The 21908-nt window shown below is 45.9% G+C and carries 20 protein-coding genes; 10 read left to right on the top strand and 10 right to left on the bottom strand.

Going from position 1 to position 21908, the window contains the following annotated elements; all coding sequences use genetic code 11:
* Nucleotides 1–5 precede the first annotated feature (5 nt).
* Nucleotides 6–752, bottom strand: a complete 747-nt coding sequence (murU, locus tag H8K33_RS17790; RefSeq protein ID WP_186892413.1) for an N-acetylmuramate alpha-1-phosphate uridylyltransferase MurU — start codon at nt 750–752, stop codon at nt 6–8.
* A gap of 12 nt (nt 753–764) precedes the next feature.
* Nucleotides 765–1826 carry an aminoglycoside phosphotransferase family protein gene (locus tag H8K33_RS17795; protein WP_186892414.1) on the bottom strand — a complete coding sequence of 354 codons (1062 nt, stop codon included), beginning with the start codon at nt 1824–1826 and terminating at the stop codon, nt 765–767.
* A gap of 383 nt (nt 1827–2209) precedes the next feature.
* Here H8K33_RS17795 and H8K33_RS17800 point away from each other — a divergent pair, with 383 nt between their 5' ends.
* The 5 genes from H8K33_RS17800 to pgi all read left to right on the top strand — a co-directional run bounded on the left by H8K33_RS17800 (nt 2210) and on the right by pgi (nt 9571).
* A complete protein-coding gene (locus H8K33_RS17800; protein ID WP_186892415.1) occupies nt 2210–4447 on the top strand; it encodes an LPS-assembly protein LptD in 2238 nt (745 codons plus the stop codon).
* A 107-nt stretch (nt 4448–4554) separates the two neighbouring features.
* Entirely contained in the window at nt 4555–5985 is a 1431-nt protein-coding gene (locus H8K33_RS17805; protein WP_186892445.1) for a peptidylprolyl isomerase, read from the top strand.
* A gap of 21 nt (nt 5986–6006) precedes the next feature.
* Nucleotides 6007–7071, top strand: coding sequence for a 4-hydroxythreonine-4-phosphate dehydrogenase PdxA (gene pdxA / locus H8K33_RS17810; RefSeq protein ID WP_186892416.1), 1065 nt, complete (start codon nt 6007–6009; stop codon nt 7069–7071).
* A gap of 55 nt (nt 7072–7126) precedes the next feature.
* Nucleotides 7127–7900: a 16S rRNA (adenine(1518)-N(6)/adenine(1519)-N(6))-dimethyltransferase RsmA gene (gene rsmA / locus H8K33_RS17815; RefSeq protein ID WP_186892417.1), complete on the top strand. Its 774-nt coding sequence runs from the start codon at nt 7127–7129 to the stop codon at nt 7898–7900.
* A 24-nt stretch (nt 7901–7924) separates the two neighbouring features.
* A complete protein-coding gene (pgi, locus tag H8K33_RS17820; RefSeq protein ID WP_186892418.1) occupies nt 7925–9571 on the top strand; it encodes a glucose-6-phosphate isomerase in 1647 nt (548 codons plus the stop codon).
* Between the two features lie 52 nt (nt 9572–9623).
* On the opposite strand, the gene gloA is transcribed toward pgi, so the two are convergent.
* The 8 genes from gloA to glyQ form a co-directional block, all read right to left on the bottom strand.
* Complete coding sequence (gloA, locus tag H8K33_RS17825) at nt 9624–10028, bottom strand: lactoylglutathione lyase (protein WP_186892419.1); 405 nt, start codon at nt 10026–10028, stop codon at nt 9624–9626.
* Between the two features lie 51 nt (nt 10029–10079).
* Nucleotides 10080–10805: a transglutaminase-like domain-containing protein gene (locus H8K33_RS17830; RefSeq protein WP_186892420.1), complete on the bottom strand. Its 726-nt coding sequence runs from the start codon at nt 10803–10805 to the stop codon at nt 10080–10082.
* Nucleotides 10806–10886: 81 nt separating this feature from the next.
* Nucleotides 10887–11669 (bottom strand): AraC family transcriptional regulator, encoded by a 783-nt coding sequence (locus tag H8K33_RS17835; protein ID WP_186892421.1) that lies wholly within the window; start codon nt 11667–11669, stop codon nt 10887–10889.
* Nucleotides 11670–11681: 12 nt separating this feature from the next.
* Nucleotides 11682–12578 carry a M48 family metallopeptidase gene (locus tag H8K33_RS17840; protein WP_186892422.1) on the bottom strand — a complete coding sequence of 299 codons (897 nt, stop codon included), beginning with the start codon at nt 12576–12578 and terminating at the stop codon, nt 11682–11684.
* 100 nt (nt 12579–12678) lie between these two features.
* Nucleotides 12679–13413, bottom strand: coding sequence for a lysophospholipid acyltransferase family protein (locus tag H8K33_RS17845; RefSeq protein WP_186892423.1), 735 nt, complete (start codon nt 13411–13413; stop codon nt 12679–12681).
* A 34-nt stretch (nt 13414–13447) separates the two neighbouring features.
* The gene (gene gmhB, locus H8K33_RS17850) at nt 13448–14050 is read right to left on the bottom strand and encodes a D-glycero-beta-D-manno-heptose 1,7-bisphosphate 7-phosphatase (protein ID WP_343043844.1); all 603 of its coding nucleotides are present in this window, start codon (nt 14048–14050) and stop codon (nt 13448–13450) included.
* A 195-nt stretch (nt 14051–14245) separates the two neighbouring features.
* The gene (gene glyS, locus H8K33_RS17855; RefSeq protein ID WP_186892425.1) at nt 14246–16330 is read right to left on the bottom strand and encodes a glycine--tRNA ligase subunit beta; all 2085 of its coding nucleotides are present in this window, start codon (nt 16328–16330) and stop codon (nt 14246–14248) included.
* 138 nt (nt 16331–16468) lie between these two features.
* Entirely contained in the window at nt 16469–17422 is a 954-nt protein-coding gene (gene glyQ / locus H8K33_RS17860; protein WP_186892426.1) for a glycine--tRNA ligase subunit alpha, read from the bottom strand.
* A 278-nt stretch (nt 17423–17700) separates the two neighbouring features.
* Here glyQ and H8K33_RS17865 point away from each other — a divergent pair, with 278 nt between their 5' ends.
* From H8K33_RS17865 to H8K33_RS17885, 5 genes are all read left to right on the top strand, one after another.
* On the top strand, nt 17701–18543 hold the full coding sequence (locus H8K33_RS17865; protein WP_222613482.1) for a cytochrome c: 843 nt from the start codon (nt 17701–17703) through the stop codon (nt 18541–18543).
* Between the two features lie 172 nt (nt 18544–18715).
* A complete protein-coding gene (locus H8K33_RS17870) occupies nt 18716–19069 on the top strand; it encodes a hypothetical protein (protein WP_186892427.1) in 354 nt (117 codons plus the stop codon).
* Between the two features lie 85 nt (nt 19070–19154).
* Complete coding sequence (locus H8K33_RS17875; protein ID WP_186892428.1) at nt 19155–19934, top strand: head GIN domain-containing protein; 780 nt, start codon at nt 19155–19157, stop codon at nt 19932–19934.
* A 462-nt stretch (nt 19935–20396) separates the two neighbouring features.
* Nucleotides 20397–21053: a 3'-5' exonuclease gene (locus H8K33_RS17880; RefSeq protein WP_186892429.1), complete on the top strand. Its 657-nt coding sequence runs from the start codon at nt 20397–20399 to the stop codon at nt 21051–21053.
* A 37-nt stretch (nt 21054–21090) separates the two neighbouring features.
* Nucleotides 21091–21861: a hypothetical protein gene (locus tag H8K33_RS17885; protein ID WP_246443704.1), complete on the top strand. Its 771-nt coding sequence runs from the start codon at nt 21091–21093 to the stop codon at nt 21859–21861.
* Nucleotides 21862–21908 lie beyond the last annotated feature (47 nt).

Genomic DNA, 21908 nt, shown 5'->3' on the forward strand with positions numbered 1-21908 from the left:
CAAAATTAATGCGGTTTATCTTGTGAACCAAAGTTGATCGGCGGCGCATTCAACGCAGCCAATTGCTCAGGCGTCCCGACGTTATGCCATTCTCCACGATAAAGCTCGCCACCGAGTTGAGCTTGATCAGCATATTTACGCAAGATGGGAGCGAGTTTAGCGTAGTCACCTGCTTGAATGCCAGCAAACATTTCGGGACGATAGACACCGATATTGCCAAAGGTGACGCGTTCTGCACCAGCATTGTCTTCGTTCGATAATCCCATCAAGCTTAAAGAAAAATCACCTTTAGGATGAAAGCTAGGATTCTTCACCATGTACAACCAAGCCACATCGCGCTCGTCCAATGGATGCGGATTGCCCCACATGTCTTCGGCTTCTAAAGTATTTAAACATTCGGCAAAGTTAAAATGCGGAATGTAGATATCACCAGAAACCACGATAAACGGTTCTTCGCCATCGGTCAGTAGTGGCAATGCTTTGGTGATACCACCGGCGGTTTCCAATGCAGTTTCTTCAGCGGAGTAAGACACCTGTGCGCCAAACTTGCTGCCATCGCCTATCGCATCGACAATCATTTGTCCCAAATGCGCGTGGTTGATGACGATCTCGGTGATGCCAGCTTTGACTAAATTCAAAATATGCCAAACGATCAGCGGGCGACCACGCACTTTTAATAGCGGTTTAGGACAAGTGTCGGTCAACGGACGCATGCGTTCGCCACGACCAGCAGCAAGGATCATTGCTTTCATGCTGCGATCCTATTAAAAAGTGTAACCGAATTGTGGTGCCGTTTCTTCCAATACATCCAATAAGCGCAACAGCGGGATCAGATCTTTATAGCGATGAGAAGTCTTGCGCACATAGTCCATCACGGTTGGCATGTCGGCTAGATAATGCTGCTTGCCATCACGATGGGCGAGGCGGGCGAAGATGCCGAGTATCTTTAAATGACGCTGCAAGCCCATGAACTCGAAATCTCGATAGAAACTATCAATATCAGGAGCGACTGGTAAGCCAGCTTTTTTCGCCTTTTCCCAGTAACGAATCGCCCAATCCAAGACCATTTCTTCATCCCATTGCACATAAGCGTCACGCAATAAAGATACCAAATCGTAAGTCAGTGGACCGTACAAGGCTCCTTGAAAATCCAAGATGCCGGGATTGCCTTTGTCCATCAACATCAAATTGCGCGAATGATAATCACGATGCACGAAGACTTGTGGCTGCGCCATGATATTCGCGAGCAAGGCGTCGAAGACTTTGTGCAAATTGGCGTTTTGTTCGTCAGTGAGCGTCACGCCCAAATGCTTATTGATATACCACTCAGGGAATATCATCAATTCACGTTTGAGAAATTCTCTATCATATTCGGGCAACACATCAGGCTGACTTTGGGTTTGCAGCAGTACCAAAGAATCGATGGCATCCATATACAGTTTGTGTGCAGTGTCGCTATTGAGCACATGCGAATACATGGTGGTGCCGAGATCGGTTAACAGCAAAAAGCCTTGTTCGGTATCTTGCGCCAACACTTCTGGCACTGTTAAGTTGATCTGTTTAAACAATTGCGCGATCTGGATGAAAGGTTTGACATCCTCTTGCGGTTGCGGTGCGTCCATCACGATGAAGCTGTACTTTGTGCCTTCGGCTTCGCCATCAATGCGGAAATAACGACGGAAGCTAGCATCAGCGGAGGCTGGGCGCATGCTGCTCAAATCTAGTTTTGGGCTAGCGATGTCGCTTAGCCAGAGATGTAAATCTTGCAGGCGCTGTGCGTCATGCTCTGGGGAGGTTGATGATGAAGTTGGCTGAGTGGCAGACATAATTGGCTCGTATGGCGAAAGTAATTGGTAAATGCTGTGGCGATCAATGGAATGGATTTATTTTAATAATCAAAAGTGCGACCTTGTTAGTCTTATCAGTTTGTACTCGTCAAATTAGTGTAACTCTATGCATGGAGGCTATTTAGGTAGGCGTTTGCGCCTATAATAGACAGCTTTTATTGGCTGTCGGATTTTGCAATCAATTTCGCGGTTTTTTACCAGCCAAATACACAATAACAAGTGTTAGCCAGCTTTTTAGAAATTGCGATGCAATCACTAGCGCTAGAGAAACATTTAACTTAATGTCATTAAATAATTATTCCATGCCTCGGAAAAGTCATTCTACAAAAGCGTTATTATCGCATTCATCTCAGTCGACAGCTATGTTTCCCGCAAGTCCGGTATTTGCGAAGACTTTAATTGCTGCGTGTTTGTTTTCGGCTTTTGCGTCTTCGCATGCGCAAGAAGCGTCGCCCCAACAAGTTGTAGTTGAAAAAAAGCCTGACGAATTAGTATTAAAAGTAGATTCCAAGCTCGATTTAAAAAATCCCTCTTCCCAGCAATCAACCACGATGGTGATTAAGGCAGAGCAAGTTAGCGGCCAACCTGATCGCGTGATCCATTTGGATCATCAAGTTGAAGTCACGCGGGGTAATCTGAATTTCAGCGCAGACAAGGCAACTTACTTGCAGGTCGAAGATCAACTAGATGCTTCGGGTAAGGTGAAATTGCAGCGTAATGGCGATTGCTACAGCGGCGATTTGATGCGTTTTATCTTGGAGACAGGCGCAGGTTATGTGCAAAACCCTAGTTATTATTTCGCAAAAAATAATGGACAAGGTCGTGCTGATAAGATTGAATTTGAGAACGAAGAAAAAGCCAAGATCACCAACGGCACTTACAGTACTTGTGAAGGTTTAGATCCTGATTGGTATTTGCGTGCCGATACCATGAGTTTGGATACTGGGTTAGACACGGGCATTGCGGGCAAATCCGTCTTGTATTTTAAAGGTGTGCCGATTATGGGTACGCCTTCTTGGCTGAACTTTAGTTTCCCCTTGTCTGGTGCGCGTCATTCTGGTTTGTTGCCGCCGACAGTTGGGCATTCAAACAAGGGTGGTGTTGAGTTTGGTATGCCGTACTACTTCAATATCGCTCCTAATCGTGATTTTACTTTGCATCCAAAACTGATCGCCAGACGTGGTTTACAGTTAGGGATGGAAGGTCGATATCTGGGTGAAACCTACGGTGGCGAAACTGCAATTGAAGTGATTCGCGATAAATTAACCGAGACCACGCGATATGCCGGTGCTTCCGTGCATCGACAGAGTTTGACGCCGGGTTTAGTGTTTTCATGGAATATGAACAAGGCTTCGGATAATGATTACCCAGCCGATTTTTCGAATTCCACAACGAAAACCGCGCAACGTTTGTTAGTACGTGATATCGGGCTCGATTACTATGGTTCGATTTGGAACGCGTCTCTGCGCTCGACCAGTTATCAAGTTTTACAAGACGTCACAGCACCGATTACTTTGCCGTACGAACGTTTGCCACAGTTGAGTTTTCGTGCTGGTCAAAGTGATGTATTTGGTTTAGATTGGTCAGTTGATGCATCAATGACGCGCTTTTGGCATCCAACTTTAACGCGTGGTCAGCGCGCCGTGATCAATCCACAACTGTCTTTGCCATTTATTCAGCCAGCGTATTTTGTAGTGCCGAAAGTGTCATTTCATGCGACCAGCTACCAGATCGATAATCCTATGGCCGGGCAGCCAGATCGTTTGCAAAGAACAGTACCGAGTTTTTCTGTCGATAGTGGCTTGATTTTTGAGCGTCGTGCCAGTTTGCTCGGCAATAAAATGACTCAGACTTTGGAGCCGCGTCTGTTTTATGTCAACACGCCTTTCCGCGATCAGAAAGATTACCCTTTATTTGATACCGCCTTAGCCGATTTTAATTTTGCGCAGATTTTCAGTGAAAATCGTTTCACCGGACACGATAGGATTGGTGATTCAAATCAAGTAACCGCAGCAGTCGTTTCACGTTTTATTGAAGATAATGGTGCCGAGCGATTTAAGTTTGCGCTTGGCCAGCGTTTTTATTTCAATACGCAAAAAGTGAGTCTCGATGGTATTTCTAGTCCAAGTCGCTCAGATTTATTACTGGCAGGCACCGGACAAATTTCTGATACCTTAAACGTCGAAGCCGCTTTGCAAGTAAGCCAGAGTGATAGACAATCAGTGCGCTCTAACTATGCAGTGCGTTGGCAACCAGCGCCGAAAAAAATACTGAATTTGCAATATCAATTCCAACGTGAAGTCTTGAAGCAATTAGAGTTGTCAGGTCAGTGGCCAGTTGCGCATCGTTGGTATGTAGTAGGTAAGAGTAACTATTCCTTGCAAAATAGTAAAATGGTGGAAGGCTTAGCGGGATTTGAATATCGTGCCGATTGCTGGGCTTTGCGATTTGTCGCACACCGTTTTGCAACGACTAATTTGTCTAACAATTCAGGTTTTTCGATTCAGTTAGAGTTAAATGGCTTAGCGCGGATAGGATTTGGTTCGAATCCGGTGGAAACTTTGAAAAAGAATATTTCCGGTTATCAGGCTACGAATTAGCGTGTATATTGCAGCTTTCGCCAGAAAATGGCGATAAAAGTCGAGGTAGATTAGCTAGCACCTCATTTTTATTATGAATTTGGATCACTATGCGACACAATTTGCACATGAATCAATTGAAACGCCCTGCAGCAATCTGTTTATCGGTATGCCTGACCGCTTTATTTGGTCTTTCCTTTTCAACTTCCGCATGGTCGCAAGCTGCGCCTGCAGCGAAACCACAATCGACTTCCCCGATCGCACCGATTGAAGATCCATTAGCGAGTGCGGCTAAAGCGCCAGTGAAAAAAGTTTCCAAGGCGCAGATCATTAACGGTATCGCTGTGGTAGTGAATGATGAAGTCATCACCAATATGGAAGTGCAGGAACGCATCAATTCGATTGAGCGCAGTTTGAAAGCACAGGGAACGCCACTGCCAGCGCGTGCGGATCTCGAAAAGCAAATTTTGGAACGTATGATCATTGATCGTTTGCAAGTGCAACTGGCAAAAGAGCAAGGTATGCGTGTTGATGACATTATGCTCGACCGCGCTTTGCAAAGAATGGCAGAGCAAAATAAAACGACTTTGCAAGAATTGCGTAATCAGATTGAGCGTGATGGTACGTCTTTCTCTGCTTTCCGCGAAGAGATTCGTGATGACATCATGATGCAGCGTGTGCGTGAACGTGAAGTGGAAAGTAAGTTGCAAGTGTCTGAATTAGAGGTGGATAACTTCATCGCGGCGCAAGAAGCAGCACCAAGTAAAAATCAAGAAATTAATTTAGGTCACATCATGGTTCGTATTCCTGAAAATGCGACACCTGAAGTGATTGCACAGCGTAATGCACGTGCGCAAGAAGCCTATAAAAAATTGCGAATTGGTGATGATTTCGCCAAATTAGCGGCAACTTATTCTGACTCTAATGAAGCGCTGAAAGGTGGCGAAGTGGGTTGGCGTGAACAGGATAAAATTCCTACCATTTTTGTCGATGCGGTGAATAAAATTAGTTTTGTCGGTGGCTTCTCTGAGATCGTTCGTAGTCCCAATGGCTTCCATATTTTTAAATTGTTAGGTAAGCGCGATGTTGCGCCTGTGGCCGCAAGCAATACGGTTCAAGAAACCAATGTACGTCATATCTTAATGCGCCCGACCCAGTTATTGACTGCTGCGCAGGTAAAGACTACTTTGGCAGAACTTAAACAAAAGATCCTGAATAAGACTGCGACGTTTGAAGAATTAGCGAAAGCAAATTCGGTTGATACATCGGCTTCAAAAGGCGGCGATTTAGGTTGGGTTAATCCTGGTGATACCTTCCCTGAGTTTGAAACCACGATGAATAAGTTGGCAATCAATGAAGTCAGTGATCCGATTGAAACGCAAATGGGTTTTCATATTTTGCAAGTCGTAGAACGCAAAGTGAGTGACGATTCTAAAGAGCGCAAACGTGTGGCCGCACGCCAATCTGTACGTGCACGTAAATCGGAAGAAGCATTGCAAGACTGGTTGCGTCAATTACGTGACCGCGCCTACGTTGAATTCCGTACCGAGCAGAAGTAATCAAAATAAATATCAAACATAATGGGATCGCGTCTACCTGTCATTGCAATTACCGTTGGTGAACCAGCCGGCATTGGTCCAGAAATATCTTTGCTGGCGGCTTGGGAATTGCGTGCGCAGGTGCGCCCTATATTGATTGGTGACGCTGCTTATCTGGCGATGCTGGCGCATGATTTGGATAGAAATATTCGCTTGATGGGCATCTCTCAGCAGGCACTTCGCAATAATGGTTTGCCGGGTTGTGGCAAAGATCAAATTACCGTTATCGACAGTCCACTCTCTGCGCATGTGGTCGCAGGCCAGCTAGATCCACGCAACGGTCGCGCAGTGTTAGCGACTTTAGACTTGGCAATCGAATGCATACAGCAAGGCTGGTGCGATGCCATGGTTACTGCGCCCTTGCAAAAAAGTACGATCAATGATGCCGGCGTCGCATTCACCGGACATACCGAATACTTGGCGCAACAAACCAATACGCCGCAAGTCGTGATGATGCTGGCATGTGAAGCATCCGCCCATTTGCCACAGCCTTTACGCGTTGCATTAGCCACCACGCATTTACCCTTGCGTGAAGTTCCTGATGCGATCAAATTTGATGACTTGTTACGCAGCTTACAGATCATTCATCGTGATTTGCAAGAAAAATTTGGCATCGCAAAACCCAAGATTTACGTCACAGGTTTGAATCCGCATGCGGGTGAAAACGGCTATCTTGGCCAAGAAGAAATCGAAGTCATCAATCCAGTCATTTTGCATGCGCGTAGTTTAGGCATGGACGTGCATGGCGCTTTTCCTGCCGATACTTTATTTCAGCAAAAATATCTGAAAGATGCCGATTGTGTGCTGGCGATGTATCACGATCAAGGTTTGTCCGTGTTAAAGCATGCGAGTTTTGGTCTGGGCGTCAACATTACCTTGGGTTTGCCATTGATACGCACCTCGGTTGATCATGGTACCGCTTTAGATTTAGCAAAATTGGGCACTGGTTTGGCCGATGCAGGTAGTATGAAAGTAGCGATGCGTATTGCCGCAGAAATGGTGGCGCGCCAACATGCTAGTTCCAATCCGGCGAATAGCCATCACTAAGTTATCCTTGCGTGTGCATAAGCTCGCTACGCTATAACGAAAAAATACAAAGAATATGAAACACATAGCCCGTAAACGTTTTGGTCAAAATTTTCTCACTGATCAACAAGTCTTAAACGACATTATTAGCGTGATTAATCCAAAATCTGGCGAGAGCATGGTGGAGATTGGTCCTGGCTTGGCGGCGATGACACGCCTTTTGCTAGAAGGTTTGGATCAATTGCATGTGGTCGAACTGGATCGTGATCTGGTCGCCAGATTAAAGAAGAGTTTTGACCAGACAAAATTGATTATTCACGAAGGTGACGCACTGCAATTTGATTTCGCATCAATCCCCGTGAATGAAGGCAAAAAGCTGCGTATTGTCGGCAATCTTCCTTACAATATTTCTAGTCCTTTGTTATTTCATCTTGCTGAGTATGCCGAGCAAGTGGAAGACCAACACTTCATGCTACAAAAGGAAGTCGTTGAGCGCATGGTGGCGGAACCAGGTGGCAAAGAATATGGTCGCCTGTCGGTGATGCTGCAATGGCGTTATCACATGGAATTGCTATTCATCGTGCCGCCGACGGCGTTTGATCCGCCACCACGCGTCGATTCTGCGATAGTACGCATGATTCCGAAAAAAGAAAAACTGTCGTGTAAATTGCAAAACTTGGAACAAGTCGTGACCAAGTCATTCTCCCAACGTCGTAAAACCATACGCAATTGTGTTGCGGGTTTATTTACCGAACAACAATTGATGGATGTTGGTATTGATCCGCAGTTGCGTGCAGAAGCCATCCCTTTAGAGCAATACGTTGCGCTTGCTAATCTTCTGCCTGCTTAAACTTCCTTGAGTTGAATAAAAAAGATGAATCTTACCAATACTCCTGAATGGCAAGCTTTATTAGTGCACAAAGCGCGCCTGCAAGATCAACATCTGCGTGATTTGTTTGCCGAAGACGAGAATAGGTTTAAGCATTTTTCCTTGGAGCTTGACGGTTTATTGGTGGATTATTCCAAGCAGAGAATTGATACCGCAGCTTTGAAAGATTTGCTGGCATTGGCTGAACATTCAGATGTTGCGGCTTGGCGTGATCGTATGTTCGCGGGAGAGAAAATTAACTTCAGTGAAAACCGTGCGGTTTTACACACCGCTTTGCGCCACACTGATTTCACGCCATTTCCCAATGCCGAAAATGATGTGATGCCCGAAGTCCATGCGGTGCGCAAACAAATGCGCGATATTGTTGAACGTGTGCGTAGTGGTTTGTGGCGTGGCTTCAAAGGTGATGCGATACAAAATATTGTGAATATCGGTATCGGTGGTTCAGATTTGGGGCCGAAGTTAGCGACACGCGCGCTCTCTGCCTTACAACATCCTGGTTTGAATTTCTATTACGTATCGAATCTCGATAGCGCGCACCTCGCACCGCTGCTAGAAAAGCTCGATCCACATACGACACTGTTCATTGTTGCATCGAAAACTTTCACTACCCAAGAAACCAGCATTAATGCACACACTGCCAGAACTTGGTTATTGGCATCCGCGATGGAAGAGTGGGCAATCGCTAAACACTTTATTGCAGTGACATCGAATCCAAGTAAGGCCCAAGAATTTGGTATTCCAGAATCGAATATTTTGCAGATTTGGGATTGGGTTGGTGGTCGTTATTCTTTGTGGTCGGCGGTCGGACTGTCGGTGGCTTTAGCGATTGGTATGCGTGGTTTTGAGCGCTTGTTAGAAGGCGCCGAAACCATGGATAAGCATTTTTGCAGCGCGCCTCTAGAAAAAAACTTACCCGTTTTGCTGGCATTGATTTCTATCTGGAATACGAATTTCCTTGGTGCCGAAACCACTGCCGTTTTGCCCTACAATGAATCGATGCGTCATTTACCTGGCTTCTTGCAACAGCTAGAAATGGAATCGAACGGCAAGACCGTAGGGCGTGATGGCGCAGCTTTAAACTGCCGCGCAAATCCTATCGTTTGGGGGGAAATTGGTGTTAATGGTCAACATGCATTTTTCCAATTATTGCATCAGGGTGGTTGGTTAATTCCTTGTGATTTTGTGGTCGCTGCCAGCAGTGACTATCCATTACCTGGACATCAAGCGCCATTGCTGGCGAACTGTTTGGCACAAAGTTCCGCCTTGGCGTTTGGAAAAACTGAGCAACAAGCACGCATAGAATTGGCGGCGACAGGCTTGAAAGATGAAGCCATTGCCAAATTATTGCCGCATAAAGTATTTGCGGGTAATCAGCCATCAACCACGATCTTGATGCCTAGCCTCGATCCCTTCCAACTTGGCATGTTATTGGCATTGTATGAGCATAAAGTATTTGTGCAAGGCGTGGTGTGGGGTCTGAATTCCTTTGATCAATGGGGCGTAGAACTGGGCAAGCAATTGGCAAATAGTTTGTTACCCGTATTAGAAGGCAATCAAACTTACGACGCGCTGCTCGATGATTCGACACGTGGTTTGATTTCTTACTTCCGGCGTTACGGCAATAACTAAAACGAATGGATGAAGAGGCACCGTCATCGGCACCTCTTCGCGTATTACATGATCACAAAGTCACAGGTGTATCGAACTCGCGTTCGATGAGTTCCACTTTGTATCCATCCGGATCTTGCACAAATGCGATCACGGTCTTGCCACCTTTAACTGGCCCAGCTTCACGCGTCACATTGCCACCACGTGCTTTCACAGCAGCACAAGCCGCCGCTGCATCCGGCACTGAAATCGCGATATGGCCGTAGGCTGTGCCCATCTCGTAAGACTCAACTCCATAGTTGTAAGTTAATTCTAATTCTGCGTGTTCAGGATTGCTGCCAAACCCTAAGAAGGCAAGTGTGTATTGATATTCCGGATTGTCGGAAGTACGCAATAATTTCATGCCTAGTACTTCGGTATAAAAATCAATTGAGCGTTGCAGATTGCCGACGCGTAGCATAGTGTGTAGAAAGCGCATGGTAGGTTCAATACTTAGATAAAAAACGCTATTGTACCGCTGCCCGTAAATTCAGTTTTCGATTTGGAAAAATGACCAATTGCCGCGACGGATATCATGTACGCGTCGATTCATGCTTTGCCTGATCCAACGCAAGAAGATATATCGCTTAATGCCTGACAGATTACTCCCATGTTTGGCGTAAAAATTGTCTGGCGCCTCAAATACTCCGAAGTCATGATTGATGCCTTCCTTTTGTATATAAGTATCTTCACCACGCCATTCCACTGCGGGATCTGACAGTACATTGGTGGCGATACCAAAACCGCAAAATGCTCCTTCGGATTCTCTAAACCGCTTTTGCACACTACTTAAATAAGCTTTGTCGAGGATAAAGCCTTCCAGATTGATCCAACGGTCTTGATGCCAGATTTCTACCCAGCTATGAATAATATTACGTGGCGCCAGCAGATAGGCAATGCCACTGATTGCGCCTTTTTGCAAACGCTTGTTGATAGTGAATCCATGAAACCGACAAGGAATACCGCATTTGCGTAGTAGTGCCATGAGCAATGTTCCCTTGGTATTGCATTGGCCGATGCCATCGGCTAAGACCTGTGAAGCCGCTAGGTCATCTGCTTCGTTGTAGCCGAAAGCAATTTCGTTCTGTACGAAATCATAGATTCGCGCTATGCGTTCTTCATTAGCAAGCTGCAACCAACCTCTGTTCGTGACGAGTTGATGGATTTCGGTGTGATTGAAATTAAGTAATGCTGTGGGACACAAGAATTGTTCCATGTTTGGCCTCGCTTGTTAAAAAATGAATCGAAGCTTAGTGTGACAAAATTCCCATGTCGTCGTCTTGAACGAAACTGCTGATTAATTTTTAGCGGAGCCATTTTTGAGCGTGAGATTCGGCAATAAACTATGTGGACTGACACCGAACATTGCCATAAAAGTCCGGGAGAAATGCGCCTGATCAGAAAACCCTGCCAGATGCGCCGCATCAATCGCGCTACTGCCGTTTAAGATCGATTTGAAGGCAAGTATTAAACGTAGCCACTTTCGGTAACTACGTAAAGGCATGCCGGTCTGCTCGTGAAACCAGTGGGAAAAACGTGAATCGGACAATGCGATTTGCTGTGCCAGTTCACTTCGTTTGGTATTTTCTGCGCCGATTTCTTGATGAATTCTTTGCAAAATGATTGCTAGCCGTGGATCAGATGTGCTCGCCATGCGATGATGCTTGAAATAGCTTAAGCAATGTTGATGCAAGTCTTGACTAGAATTGGCTTGGGTGAGGGCTGCTCTGAAAAAATCGGCAATTTTCTGCGGTAATGTTTGGACTGAAAGTGGCTTGTTCAGATGGTCGCACAATGCCTTCGCAAGTCTAGAAGTGGGATCAAAAAACAAAGACAAATGTCGTGGTGCGATTAAACGATGTTCTACGCCAGCAGGTACAAAAATCGCATCGTCTTGAAAGCGCACTCCTGCGTTAAATAAGCTAAGAGGTTGATCAAGACGTACTATGCATTGGTGCGCCCAATGTGCATGAGATTGATTGTCGCCAGTTTGCCCGATAAAGAAAGCAAATCCCACGTCGATACCAAGTTCGCCAAACCATAGTCGGGTATCAGCAAGTTTGGAGGTATGTGTGGGCATGAAACTCGCTGTTTAAAAGACCGGCAAATCTGCACTGGCATGCCGCCTGAGTTTTTGCTTAGCTTGTTCGTAGTTTGGGTAAATCGATTCAACTGTCGCCCAGAAGTCGGCACTGTGATTCATCTCGCGTAAATGTGATAGTTCATGCGCAACCACATAGTCGATAATGTCAGGAGAAAAATGAATCAATCGCCAGTTCAAGCGTATCTTTCCTTGTGAGGTACAAGAGCCCCAACGCGTGCCAGCAGAAGACAGACTCATGGAGTGATATGTCACACCCAAACGCTGTGCAAAAATAGGCATGCGTTGATTGAAGATACGCTTCGCTTCTTGTTGCAGCCAGCTTTGTACTCGGTCTTTGAGTTGTTGCTCGTGAAAATCGGGTGGCAATGAAATATGCAGAATACCTTGTTCAGTATCGTGTACAACAGCGGTGCGACCTTGATGGCTAATACGCAAACTGAGATGTGTTCCAAGATAAGGAAGACGTGCGCCATCTTCCCAGCGCATGGTCGCTTGTAAACGTCGACTAGCAAGTTCGCGCTTCTCACGTAATTTGGCAATGATCCATTGCTGTTTTTCGCGTATCGCTTGTTCGATATCTGCGAGCGTCACCCAGCGTGGTGCGGTGATGCGCAAGCCCTCATCAGCAATTAAAAAACCTATGCTGCGGCGTTTTGATCGACGTAATTCGTATTCGAGAATTTGATCCTGAACTAGGATTTGACGTTTGCGCGTTCTGGCGGCATTGTCGCTAGGGTTGTCAACGCCGCTCGGTGACGCAGGGCGATTGTCAACACGCACTTCGTTACCGCCAAACAGATCATTAAAGAAATCTAATTGTAGTGCGCGTTGCAGACCCTCTATTAGTGAAGGCTTGGCAGGTTTTGCGGGTTTTGCAGCGGGCATAAGAATCTCTCAAATCGATCAAACTGCGCGTTCTGAACAGTTAAATACTCAGCTGGTCAAAACGCACTTTAAGAGTGTAGCACGGCTTTTAAGTGTCGATTTATTTGTAGATTTCTGGAGAAATCACGCGCATTTCAGCTTCTATCCATTCTTCAACTTTTGCCATCAGTTCCGATGCATTCATCTCGCCTGGTTCGATCGGCTTACCAACGGATACTGTGATAATCCCAGGGCGTTTAATGAATGAATTCTTAGGCCAGCATTCGCCAGAATTTAAGGCGATAGGAATCACAGGTGTATTCGTTTCGATGGCGAGACGAGTACCGCCGCCTTTGTAATTACCTTTTTGGCCGACTGGAATACGCGTACCTTCAGGGAACATAATCACCCATTGGCCATCAGCCAAACGTTTACGACCAATGGTCACGACTTGCGCGAAGGCGTCCTTACCTTTGCTGCGGTCAATCGGGATCATCTTCATCAAAGAAATTGCCCAGCCAAAGAAAGGGATATAAGTGATGGATTTTTTAAAAACGAAAACTAGTGGACGTGGCGTCGACATTAATAAAAATATGGTTTCCCAAGCCGATTGATGTTTGGATAAAACGATCACCGGGCCATCTGGAAAGTTTTCATAACCACGGGTTTGATAACGAATGCCACAGATTACTTTTGCCGCCCAAATGATGAAGACGTTCCAACGTGCAGTTGCCCAATAGCGTTGGTTATACGGTAGCGGTGCAAATAAGAAACAAATTGGTGCCCAGATCACCGTAGCGATGATCATCACTACCGCAAAAATCAAAGAACGGATAAAACAAAAAGCTGAGTACATTGCATGTCCTGAATCAAAATTTCAATAATTTACTTTAATCGGATGTAAGAATCTGTGTGCTAAGTAAGGCATCCACCATCGTCGCCAGATCGGAGTGGATCTGTGTACCAGGTGGCAAGCCACCCTTGTTCATGGTGCCCTGACCTTTGCCAGTTAACACTAAATTCGGAATACAACCAAGCACAAAGCCCGATTGTAAATCACGCAAAGAGTCACCGACACAGTGCACACCTTTGAGCGACATGTTATAGCGTGCGGAAATTTCTTGCAGCATGCCAGGTTTCGGTTTGCGGCAGTCGCAATTGTCGTCCGCGCTATGTGGACAGAAAAATACGGCATCAATCATGCCACCTACTTGCTCCACTGTGGCGTGCATTTTTTGATGAATCGCATTTAAGGTCGTCATCGGAAATAACTTGCGCGCCACACCCGATTGGTTGGTCGCTACCACCACCGTGTATCCAGCCTGATTCAACCTTGCAATCGCTTGCGCTGAGCCAGGAATCACTTGCCATTCATCCGGTGATTTGATGAAAGCATCAGAGTCATGATTGATGACGCCGTCGCGGTCTAAGATGATGAGTTTGGTGGTGGGTGTCATCATAGCTTTCGTAAATTTTTCAACGCGGTTCGTAATAAGTTGGGTTTGAAACTCCCTTCTCCCGCAAGCGGGAGAAGGGGCGGGGATGAGGGTGGTTCAGGTTTGTTAATGCTAAACCCGATACTTAAGACATCCAGTTTTATGTTTAAGATTCTGAAGTATCTTTATCGCCGCTGAACCACCCTCACCCTAACCCTCTCCCGCTTGCGGGAGAGGGGATACTAAGGGCGCTTAAGCCGCCAACTTAGAAATATCCGCCACTTGATTCAGCATGCCATGCAACGACGCAAGTAAAGCCAAACGATTATTGCGCAACGCCAGATCTTCAGCATTCACCATGACATCATTGAAGAAAGCGTCAACACCTTCACGCAAAGCTGCCAATGTTTTCAATGCACCAGTAAAGTCACCAATAGCATACGCAGCATCAACGGCAGGCTTAACGTCGCTCATTGCTTTGTGCAATGCTTGTTCGGCAGCTTCTTGTAACAACGCTGGATTGATCGCGCCCGGCGTACCTTCGGCTTTTTTCAGAATATTTGTAATACGTTTATTTGCTGCTGCTAGCGACGCCGATTCAGGTAAGGCAGCAAAGCTCTGCACCGCTTGCAGGCGTTCTACGATGTTATTCAATGTATCTGGATTTTGTGCAACGACCGCCTCGACTTCATTTTGTGAGAAGCCGCGTTCGCGCAATTGACCATGCAAGCGGTCATAGAGGAAAGCTAATACTTCAGCGCTTGGGTCTTTGAAATTCGCATTGCCCGCAAATAAATTTGCCGCTGCAGCGATCAATGCTTGCAGCGAAATTGCTAAGCGTTTCTCGACCAACATACGCAAAATGCCAAGTGCATGACGACGCAATGCGAACGGATCTTTATCGCCAGTTGGTTGCAAACCTATGCCCCAAATCCCGACGAGTGTTTCAAGTTTGTCTGCTAAGGCAACGGCTGTACCAGTTGCCGTCGCTGGCAAGTGGTCACCAGCAAAACGTGGTTGATAATGTTCGGACGCAGCAGCAGCAACATCGTCGTGCTCGCCGTCGTGTTTAGCGTAGTAAGTGCCCATAATGCCTTGCAATTCTGGGAATTCACCGACCATGTCCGTCAATAAATCTGCTTTGGCTAGCAAGGCGCCGCGCTCTGCTAGTGTTACATCAGCGCCGATTAATTGCGCGATGTGACCTGCCAATGATTTTACCCGCTGCGTGCGTTCTGCCTGGCTGCCTAATTTGTTGTGGTAGACCACGTTGGCTAACAAAGGCAATCGATCTGCCAGCGTTTTTTTCTTATCTTGTTCGAAGAAGAATTTTGCGTCAGACAGGCGAGGGCGAACCACGCGCTCATTGCCTTGAATGATGTGTTCTGGCGTATCAGTTGCTAAGTTAGAGACGATCAAGAAGCGTGAGCGTAATTTGCCAGCAGCATCTGTTACCGCGAAATATTTCTGATTCGTTTGCATGGTCAAAATCAGGCATTCTTGCGGCACGGTCAAAAACTCGTCTTCGAAATGACATTCGTAGACCACTGGCCATTCAACCAAGGCGGCTACTTCATCCAACAAAGATTCTGGCATCAATACTTGATCGCCATTGGCTTTCGCTTGTAGTGCAGCACGGATTTTTTCTTTACGTTCACTGACGTTGGCGATGACTTTGCCTTGTTCAGCTAAGGCTGTACTGTATTGATCAGCGTGGGCAATGGAAACTTCACCAGTAGATAAGAAACGATGGCCGAGCGTGATGCGGCCTGCTGTTAAACCCAATGCGGTCAATGGCAAAATGTCTGCGCCATGCAAGGCGATAATACTGTGCACAGGGCGTACAAAATGGACGGTTTCACCGTCAGGGCGTTGATAACTCATGACTTTAGGAATCGGCAATTTACTAATCGATTCTTCGAGCGCTAATTGCAAACTGTCATTCAACGCGGTGCCTGGTGCTGTGTAGCTGTAGAAGAAGCTTTCGGCTTTGCCATCTACAGCGCGTTCTAAATCAGAAACTTGTAAATTGGGGAATCCTAATGCGGCGAGTTTCTTTGTCAGTGGTGGCGTCGCGTTACCGTTCTCATCCAAAGCAACTGACACTGGTAAAACTTTCTCCCGCATTTGCTTATCTGGCGACGTTGCACGTACCTTGCTGATGCTCACAGCCAGACGGCGTGGTGAGGCAAAGCTAGTAGCAACAGAATCAGCTTCCAAAAAGTCTCGTGACTTCAAGCCATTGACGATGCCAGCGGCGAAGGCTTCACCAAGTTTGGCGAGCGCCTTTGGTGGTAATTCTTCTGTAAATAATTCAACTAAGAGTGTGTTATTCATTTTTTTATCTCGATCTATTCTATCTTTGTCCGATACGATCGAACCAGCTTATGTAGGGTGCGCCGTGCGCACCAATTCATTTGTTAACAAAACAGGTTCTGCGGCATGGTGCGCATGGCGCACCCTACTTATTTGCGTTTAGTCCGCCAATACTGAAACTGGTTTATGTTTATCATCTGCAGCGCACATAGGGAAACCCAGTTGTTCGCGCGACGCATAATAAGCAGCAGCAACCGCACGCGACAGATTACGAATGCGGCCAATATAGGCTGCACGTTCGGTCACCGAAATAGCACCACGCGCATCAAGTAAATTGAAAGTATGTGCGGCTTTTAGAATCATTTCGTAAGCTGGCAGCGCTAAAGATTTTCCTTCCGCTGATGCGGTGATTTCCAATAGACGTTTCGCCTCGGATTCGTAGTTGGTGAACAGCGAAAATAAGAAATCGGTATTGGAATATTCGAAATTGAAAGTCGATTGTTCGACTTCGTTTTGATGGAACACATCGCCATACGACAAACGCACCGTCTTGCCATTTTCTTCGCGTTCAGTCCACACTAAATCGTAGACGTTTTCCACGCCTTGCAAATACATCGCTAAACGTTCGATACCGTAAGTGATTTCACCAAGAATAGGTTTGCAATCAATCCCGCCGACTTGTTGGAAATAAGTGAACTGCGTGACTTCCATGCCGTTCAGCCAAACTTCCCAACCTAAGCCCCAAGCACCCAGCGTTGGATTTTCCCAGTCATCTTCGACAAAGCGAATATCGTTTTGTTGCAGATCCAAACCCAGTGCCTTCAAAGAACCGAGATAGAGATCGAGAATATTCTCAGGGGCTGGTTTTAAGACGACTTGATATTGATAATAGTGCTGCAAGCGATTCGGATTTTCGCCATAACGACCATCTTTAGGGCGGCGTGATGGTTGCACATAAGCTGCACGCCAAGGCTCAGGACCAATCGCGCGTAAGAAAGTCCCTGTGTGCGAAGTACCAGCACCCACTTCCATATCAATCGGTTGTAACAGGGCGCAACCTTGTTTGTCCCAATAGTCTTGCAATGTCAAAATAATTTGTTGAAAAGTGAGCATAGCTCTTCTGCCTTTTTTGCTGGATTGTTACTCAACGTCATACTTAGCGGCGAGAAAATTGCCGTACGGAATTGAGGAATTTATAAACCTTTGATTTTAACCTTTTTTTACCCTCATTCGGCATCTACGCCTGAGCTTTTCGCTCTAAACCTGTGCTTTTTTGGTGTCCTGCTAAGTTCCATTAGGTCAACACGCCCTAGTATGAATCGGAAATTTTTGTTAGTTCGCCTATACTTTCGCTATTTTCTTGAGCTGATATTTTTACTGGAAGGCCACCTATGCGACGTCAAGTTTTTTCGATTGTGATGCAACTGTCTTGTCTGATGATGTTGCTAGGCTTGAGTTTGCCTGGCTGGAGTCAAGAACCTATGTTGGAGGTGAGTGATGGTGTTCAGGTAAAGCAATGGACACGTGCCGCCTTACTAGCCGAGTCTGTAGAAATTCAGATTCGTCAAGATTCGGCCTACAAACGCCCGATGTCGTATCGCGCGGTGCCTTACGCCAAGCTGATGCCAAAAATGGCGGCTGATTCATCCGTACAATTCGTGGCGTCGGATGGATTTGTCGCCAATATCAGCGCTGCTGATCTGAGCGGAAAAGGGCAGCCATATCTGGCAATCGAAACTGCGGAGCAAGGGTGGCCTGCGGTGAACCCTAACAATCCATTGAAGACTGCCAGTGCAGGGCCTTTTTATTTGGTATGGTTGACACCTGAAGCTGGCAAAATCAGCAATGAGCAATGGCCATATCAAGTGGTGAAAATTCGTGTCGAATTGCCATTGCAGCAAAGATTCCCGCAACTTGTGCCTTCGCCGAAGTTGCAGGCAAGCTATCAGCAAGCGATGCTAGGCATGTCAATTTATATTAAAAACTGCGCGGTATGCCATCGCCTGAACGACGGCGGTGATGCGGCAATCGGCCCTGATTTGAACCTTCCATGGAATCCCACTGAATATTTCCAAGCACCTTATTTGCATAAGTTAATACGTCAGCCTTCCTCGGTGCGTAGCTGGAAACAAGCATTGATGCCGGGCTTTGATGTTCAAACACTATCCGACCAAGATTTGGATCATTTGTTGGTTTATCTTAAACACATGGCTGCGACACGCTCCCTCAAATAAGGCATTCGGGAGGCAAATGACACTTTGTTCCCCCGTTTTTGCATTCTGTCGCAATTCGCTAGAAGCGTCGATTACAAGTGTCTACACTTCAATCATCGAATCAGCACTTGTTGATTCATCGAGTGAAACACACAGTTTCTCAGTCGCTTAAATATGAAAAAGGGGAATTAAAATGAAAACGAATCACCGCAATATTTTTATCGCTATCGCCATTGTTTTGGCTTTGCTTTTCTTAACTTACTTATCTATAGATGCATCACATATTGTGATCGATGGTGAAGAAATTGGCGACATCGGTGGTTTCACTGGATTCTTGATTGCTTGCGTCGTCGGATTTTTTGCGCTGTTTTTTGCTTTGAGTATTACTGGTTTGGTGTTGGCGATGGTGGCTTTGGTACTGGTGGTTGTGTTAGGCGCAGTACTAGGTTCTTTTGCAATCGCTTTATTGCCTTTGATGATTCCATTCTTGATCTTATATGGTCTGTTTGTTTTGATTTCACGCAGCACACGTAAAAAAACGGCCTAACAAGGATAGAGGGCTTTACCATTTGATATACAGTAGTGTTAAGCCAAATCAAGTTTTATAAAATGAAAGTCAGAAGAGGTAAATCATGTCTACATCCAGCGTATTAAGATTGCGTCGTCACCTGCTCGCTACCGCATCTACAGTATTCATTGCGACGGCATTCACCGCAGCGCCAGCTTCTGCCAGCTGGGGCAATTGGTGGGGCAAGTCGGTCGAAGGTTCTGGCAAGGTCGTTAAACAAGAACGTCAGGTGCAAGATTTTCGTGCAATACAAATTTCTGTGCCTGGCAAGATTGAACTAAAACAGGGCAATCAAGAGGGCGTGTTAATTGAAACCGATGACAATATTCAAGCGATGTTAGAGGTCGTGGTTGAGGGCAATACTCTGAAGATACGTTCCAAAGAGAAAAGTCAGTATCCTAAGACGCGACACTTATCGATCGTGGTTCACTTTAAAAATTTGGATGACTTCGTTTTGGAAAGCTCTGGTAGCGTTAAGAGCGACAAAATCCTCAGTACAGATTTGAAATTGCGTATCGCTGGTTCTGGCGAAATGACGGTGAATGAGTTAAAGGCTGAGACTTTAAAAGTTAGCATCGGTGGCAGTGGAAACTTTTCCGCACGTGGCTCGGTACCGCAGATTTCCGGCACGATTGGTGGTTCAGGTGAGTTGGATTTAGTAAAGTTGGCAGCAAAAGATGTAAGGATTAGCATCGGTGGTTCTGGTTCAGTACAAACTTGGGTTAGCGATAATTTAAATGTCCGAATTGGTGGCTCTGGTAGTGTGGATTACTATGGCGATCCAAAAGTCAGTAAATCCATCGGCGGTTCTGGTAGCGTGACGCGCAAAGGTGCACAACCGTAAGCCATGCTGTTTGATAAGCTCAACTAAAAAGGCGATCATTTGGTCGCCTTTTTTATTTTTCCAGTGCGTGTTCACGTCACAGGACAGCTGAAGATAGCAATCTAGAAAGACCTCTGCGCAACCGTAGCGAGCAGTCGAAGTTCGCATTGAGGAGCGGACCTGTGTAGAGCGCAGCGAGCGCCGGAAATTCAAACTTCGGCCGTGCAGTAGCTTGCGCAGAGGTCTCTAGAACAGAATCTTTCTGAAAACGCCTACTTAAATTGTAAAGATTGAATTCGATCTTGATCTTTATGGCATTATTGCAGGCGATCTCGCCAAAGATCTTGATTGGCAAATTGCGACCACGAATAGCTATTTTCATCCAATTGCCCGTGCACTCAAGCGCAATCAAATCGTGCAATTTGACCTGCCTTCAACAAGGATATTTGACCCTATGTGCTTTAGCCAGATATGAATGTATCAATGAATATTCATCTTATTTCTCAAACAGAATCTCCTAGTGTATTACCAGATTATCCTGGTATCGCATTGGCGCAAATCGTGGTGGTGCAAAGCCCTGCGCAATTAGTATTCGCTCGCGATCACTTGATGGGCGCGCAGAGCTTAGGTTATGACACCGAATCTAAGCCCGTATTTACTGCTGGTCAGACTTCAGACGGGCCACACTTGATTCAATTAGCGACCGAAACGCATGCGTTTTTATTTCCGCTGGTGAGTGCTGCCCAAAGAGATCTGAGCCGCGATGTGTTGAAAGAAGTGTTGGAGTCCAACAAAATTCGAAAAGTCGGATTTGGCTTATCTGACGATAATCAAATGTTATTTCGGAAACTGGGAATTAGGATCGCTAATGTGCTCGATCTCTCACGTAGTTTGAGTGATAGTCGTAGAAAACAGATGGGTGCGAAGCGTGCAGTTGAAAAATATTTCGGACAGATTTTACAAAAATCAAAACGGGTATCAACGTCGAATTGGGCGGCCGAGCATTTGAATGAACGTCAATTAAAATACGCTGCCGACGATGCTCAATCTGCTTTACTGGTTTACCTCGCTGCGAATACACAAGCTGGCGCACTGGCGAAATCTGGAACTTCAGAACTGAACTCATCAGCCAATTTTTAGTCATACTCACCTAGCAGCATCTTATCAAGGAATTTTCATGTTTAATCGTAATAAGTTATTGCTAAGCACATTTGCCATCAGTATGTGTGCGACGACTTTGGCCCATGCAGATGGCTTAGCAGATTTGAAAACCGCATTGACTCGCTTGCAGGGGCAGACGCCATTGAAGGCTGTGGTCGAAGCGAAAACATGGAATCGACAAGGCGAAGGCAAGGATCAAGAAGAAACGCATGGTTTAGCCAGTGTCAGTGTCGAGGAAAGTCCGCGTGGTTTGCATGTTTTGTATAGCAAAGACATGTTGGCCAAATTAGAGGTGGAAGAACGTCAGCGTGAGAAAGATAAGAAGGCAAAAACACCGACTTTATCTGCCTTAAATGAAGTCAATTCATCTGCATTGCGACCGATGATTTCTGCCGCAGGAAGTCTAAGCCGCAGTTTGGAGAAAGCGAATTTTAAGAGTGAGAAGCTCGATGTGTTTAATGGCAAACCAGCACGCTTATTAAACTTTGAAATGTCGATGGACAAATTAAGTGAGCGCGAACGCAAATATCTGAAAAAATTTGATGGGCAAATTGATGTCTGGATTGCTGCAGACGGAACGCCTTTCGCAAGCCGACTAACGCAAGCTGTATCAGGTCGCGCTTACGTGGTGATTAGTTTTGAAATGAAAAATGAAGAAGAGTGGATTTATGGAACGGTCGGAGATCGTTTAGTCGCACTGAAAAAAGAGAGTAAAAATAGTGGTGCTGGGATGGGTGAGAAGAGTGAAGGTAAAGTAACAAAAACTTTACAAATACAAGCCTTATAGTGCGATTTAATTCACGCGATTTAATTCATGCGATTTTCTTAGCGCCG

Source organism: Affinundibacterium amnicola (assembly GCF_014284275.1).
Lineage (GTDB): Bacteria > Pseudomonadota > Gammaproteobacteria > Burkholderiales > Burkholderiaceae_D > Undibacterium > Undibacterium amnicola.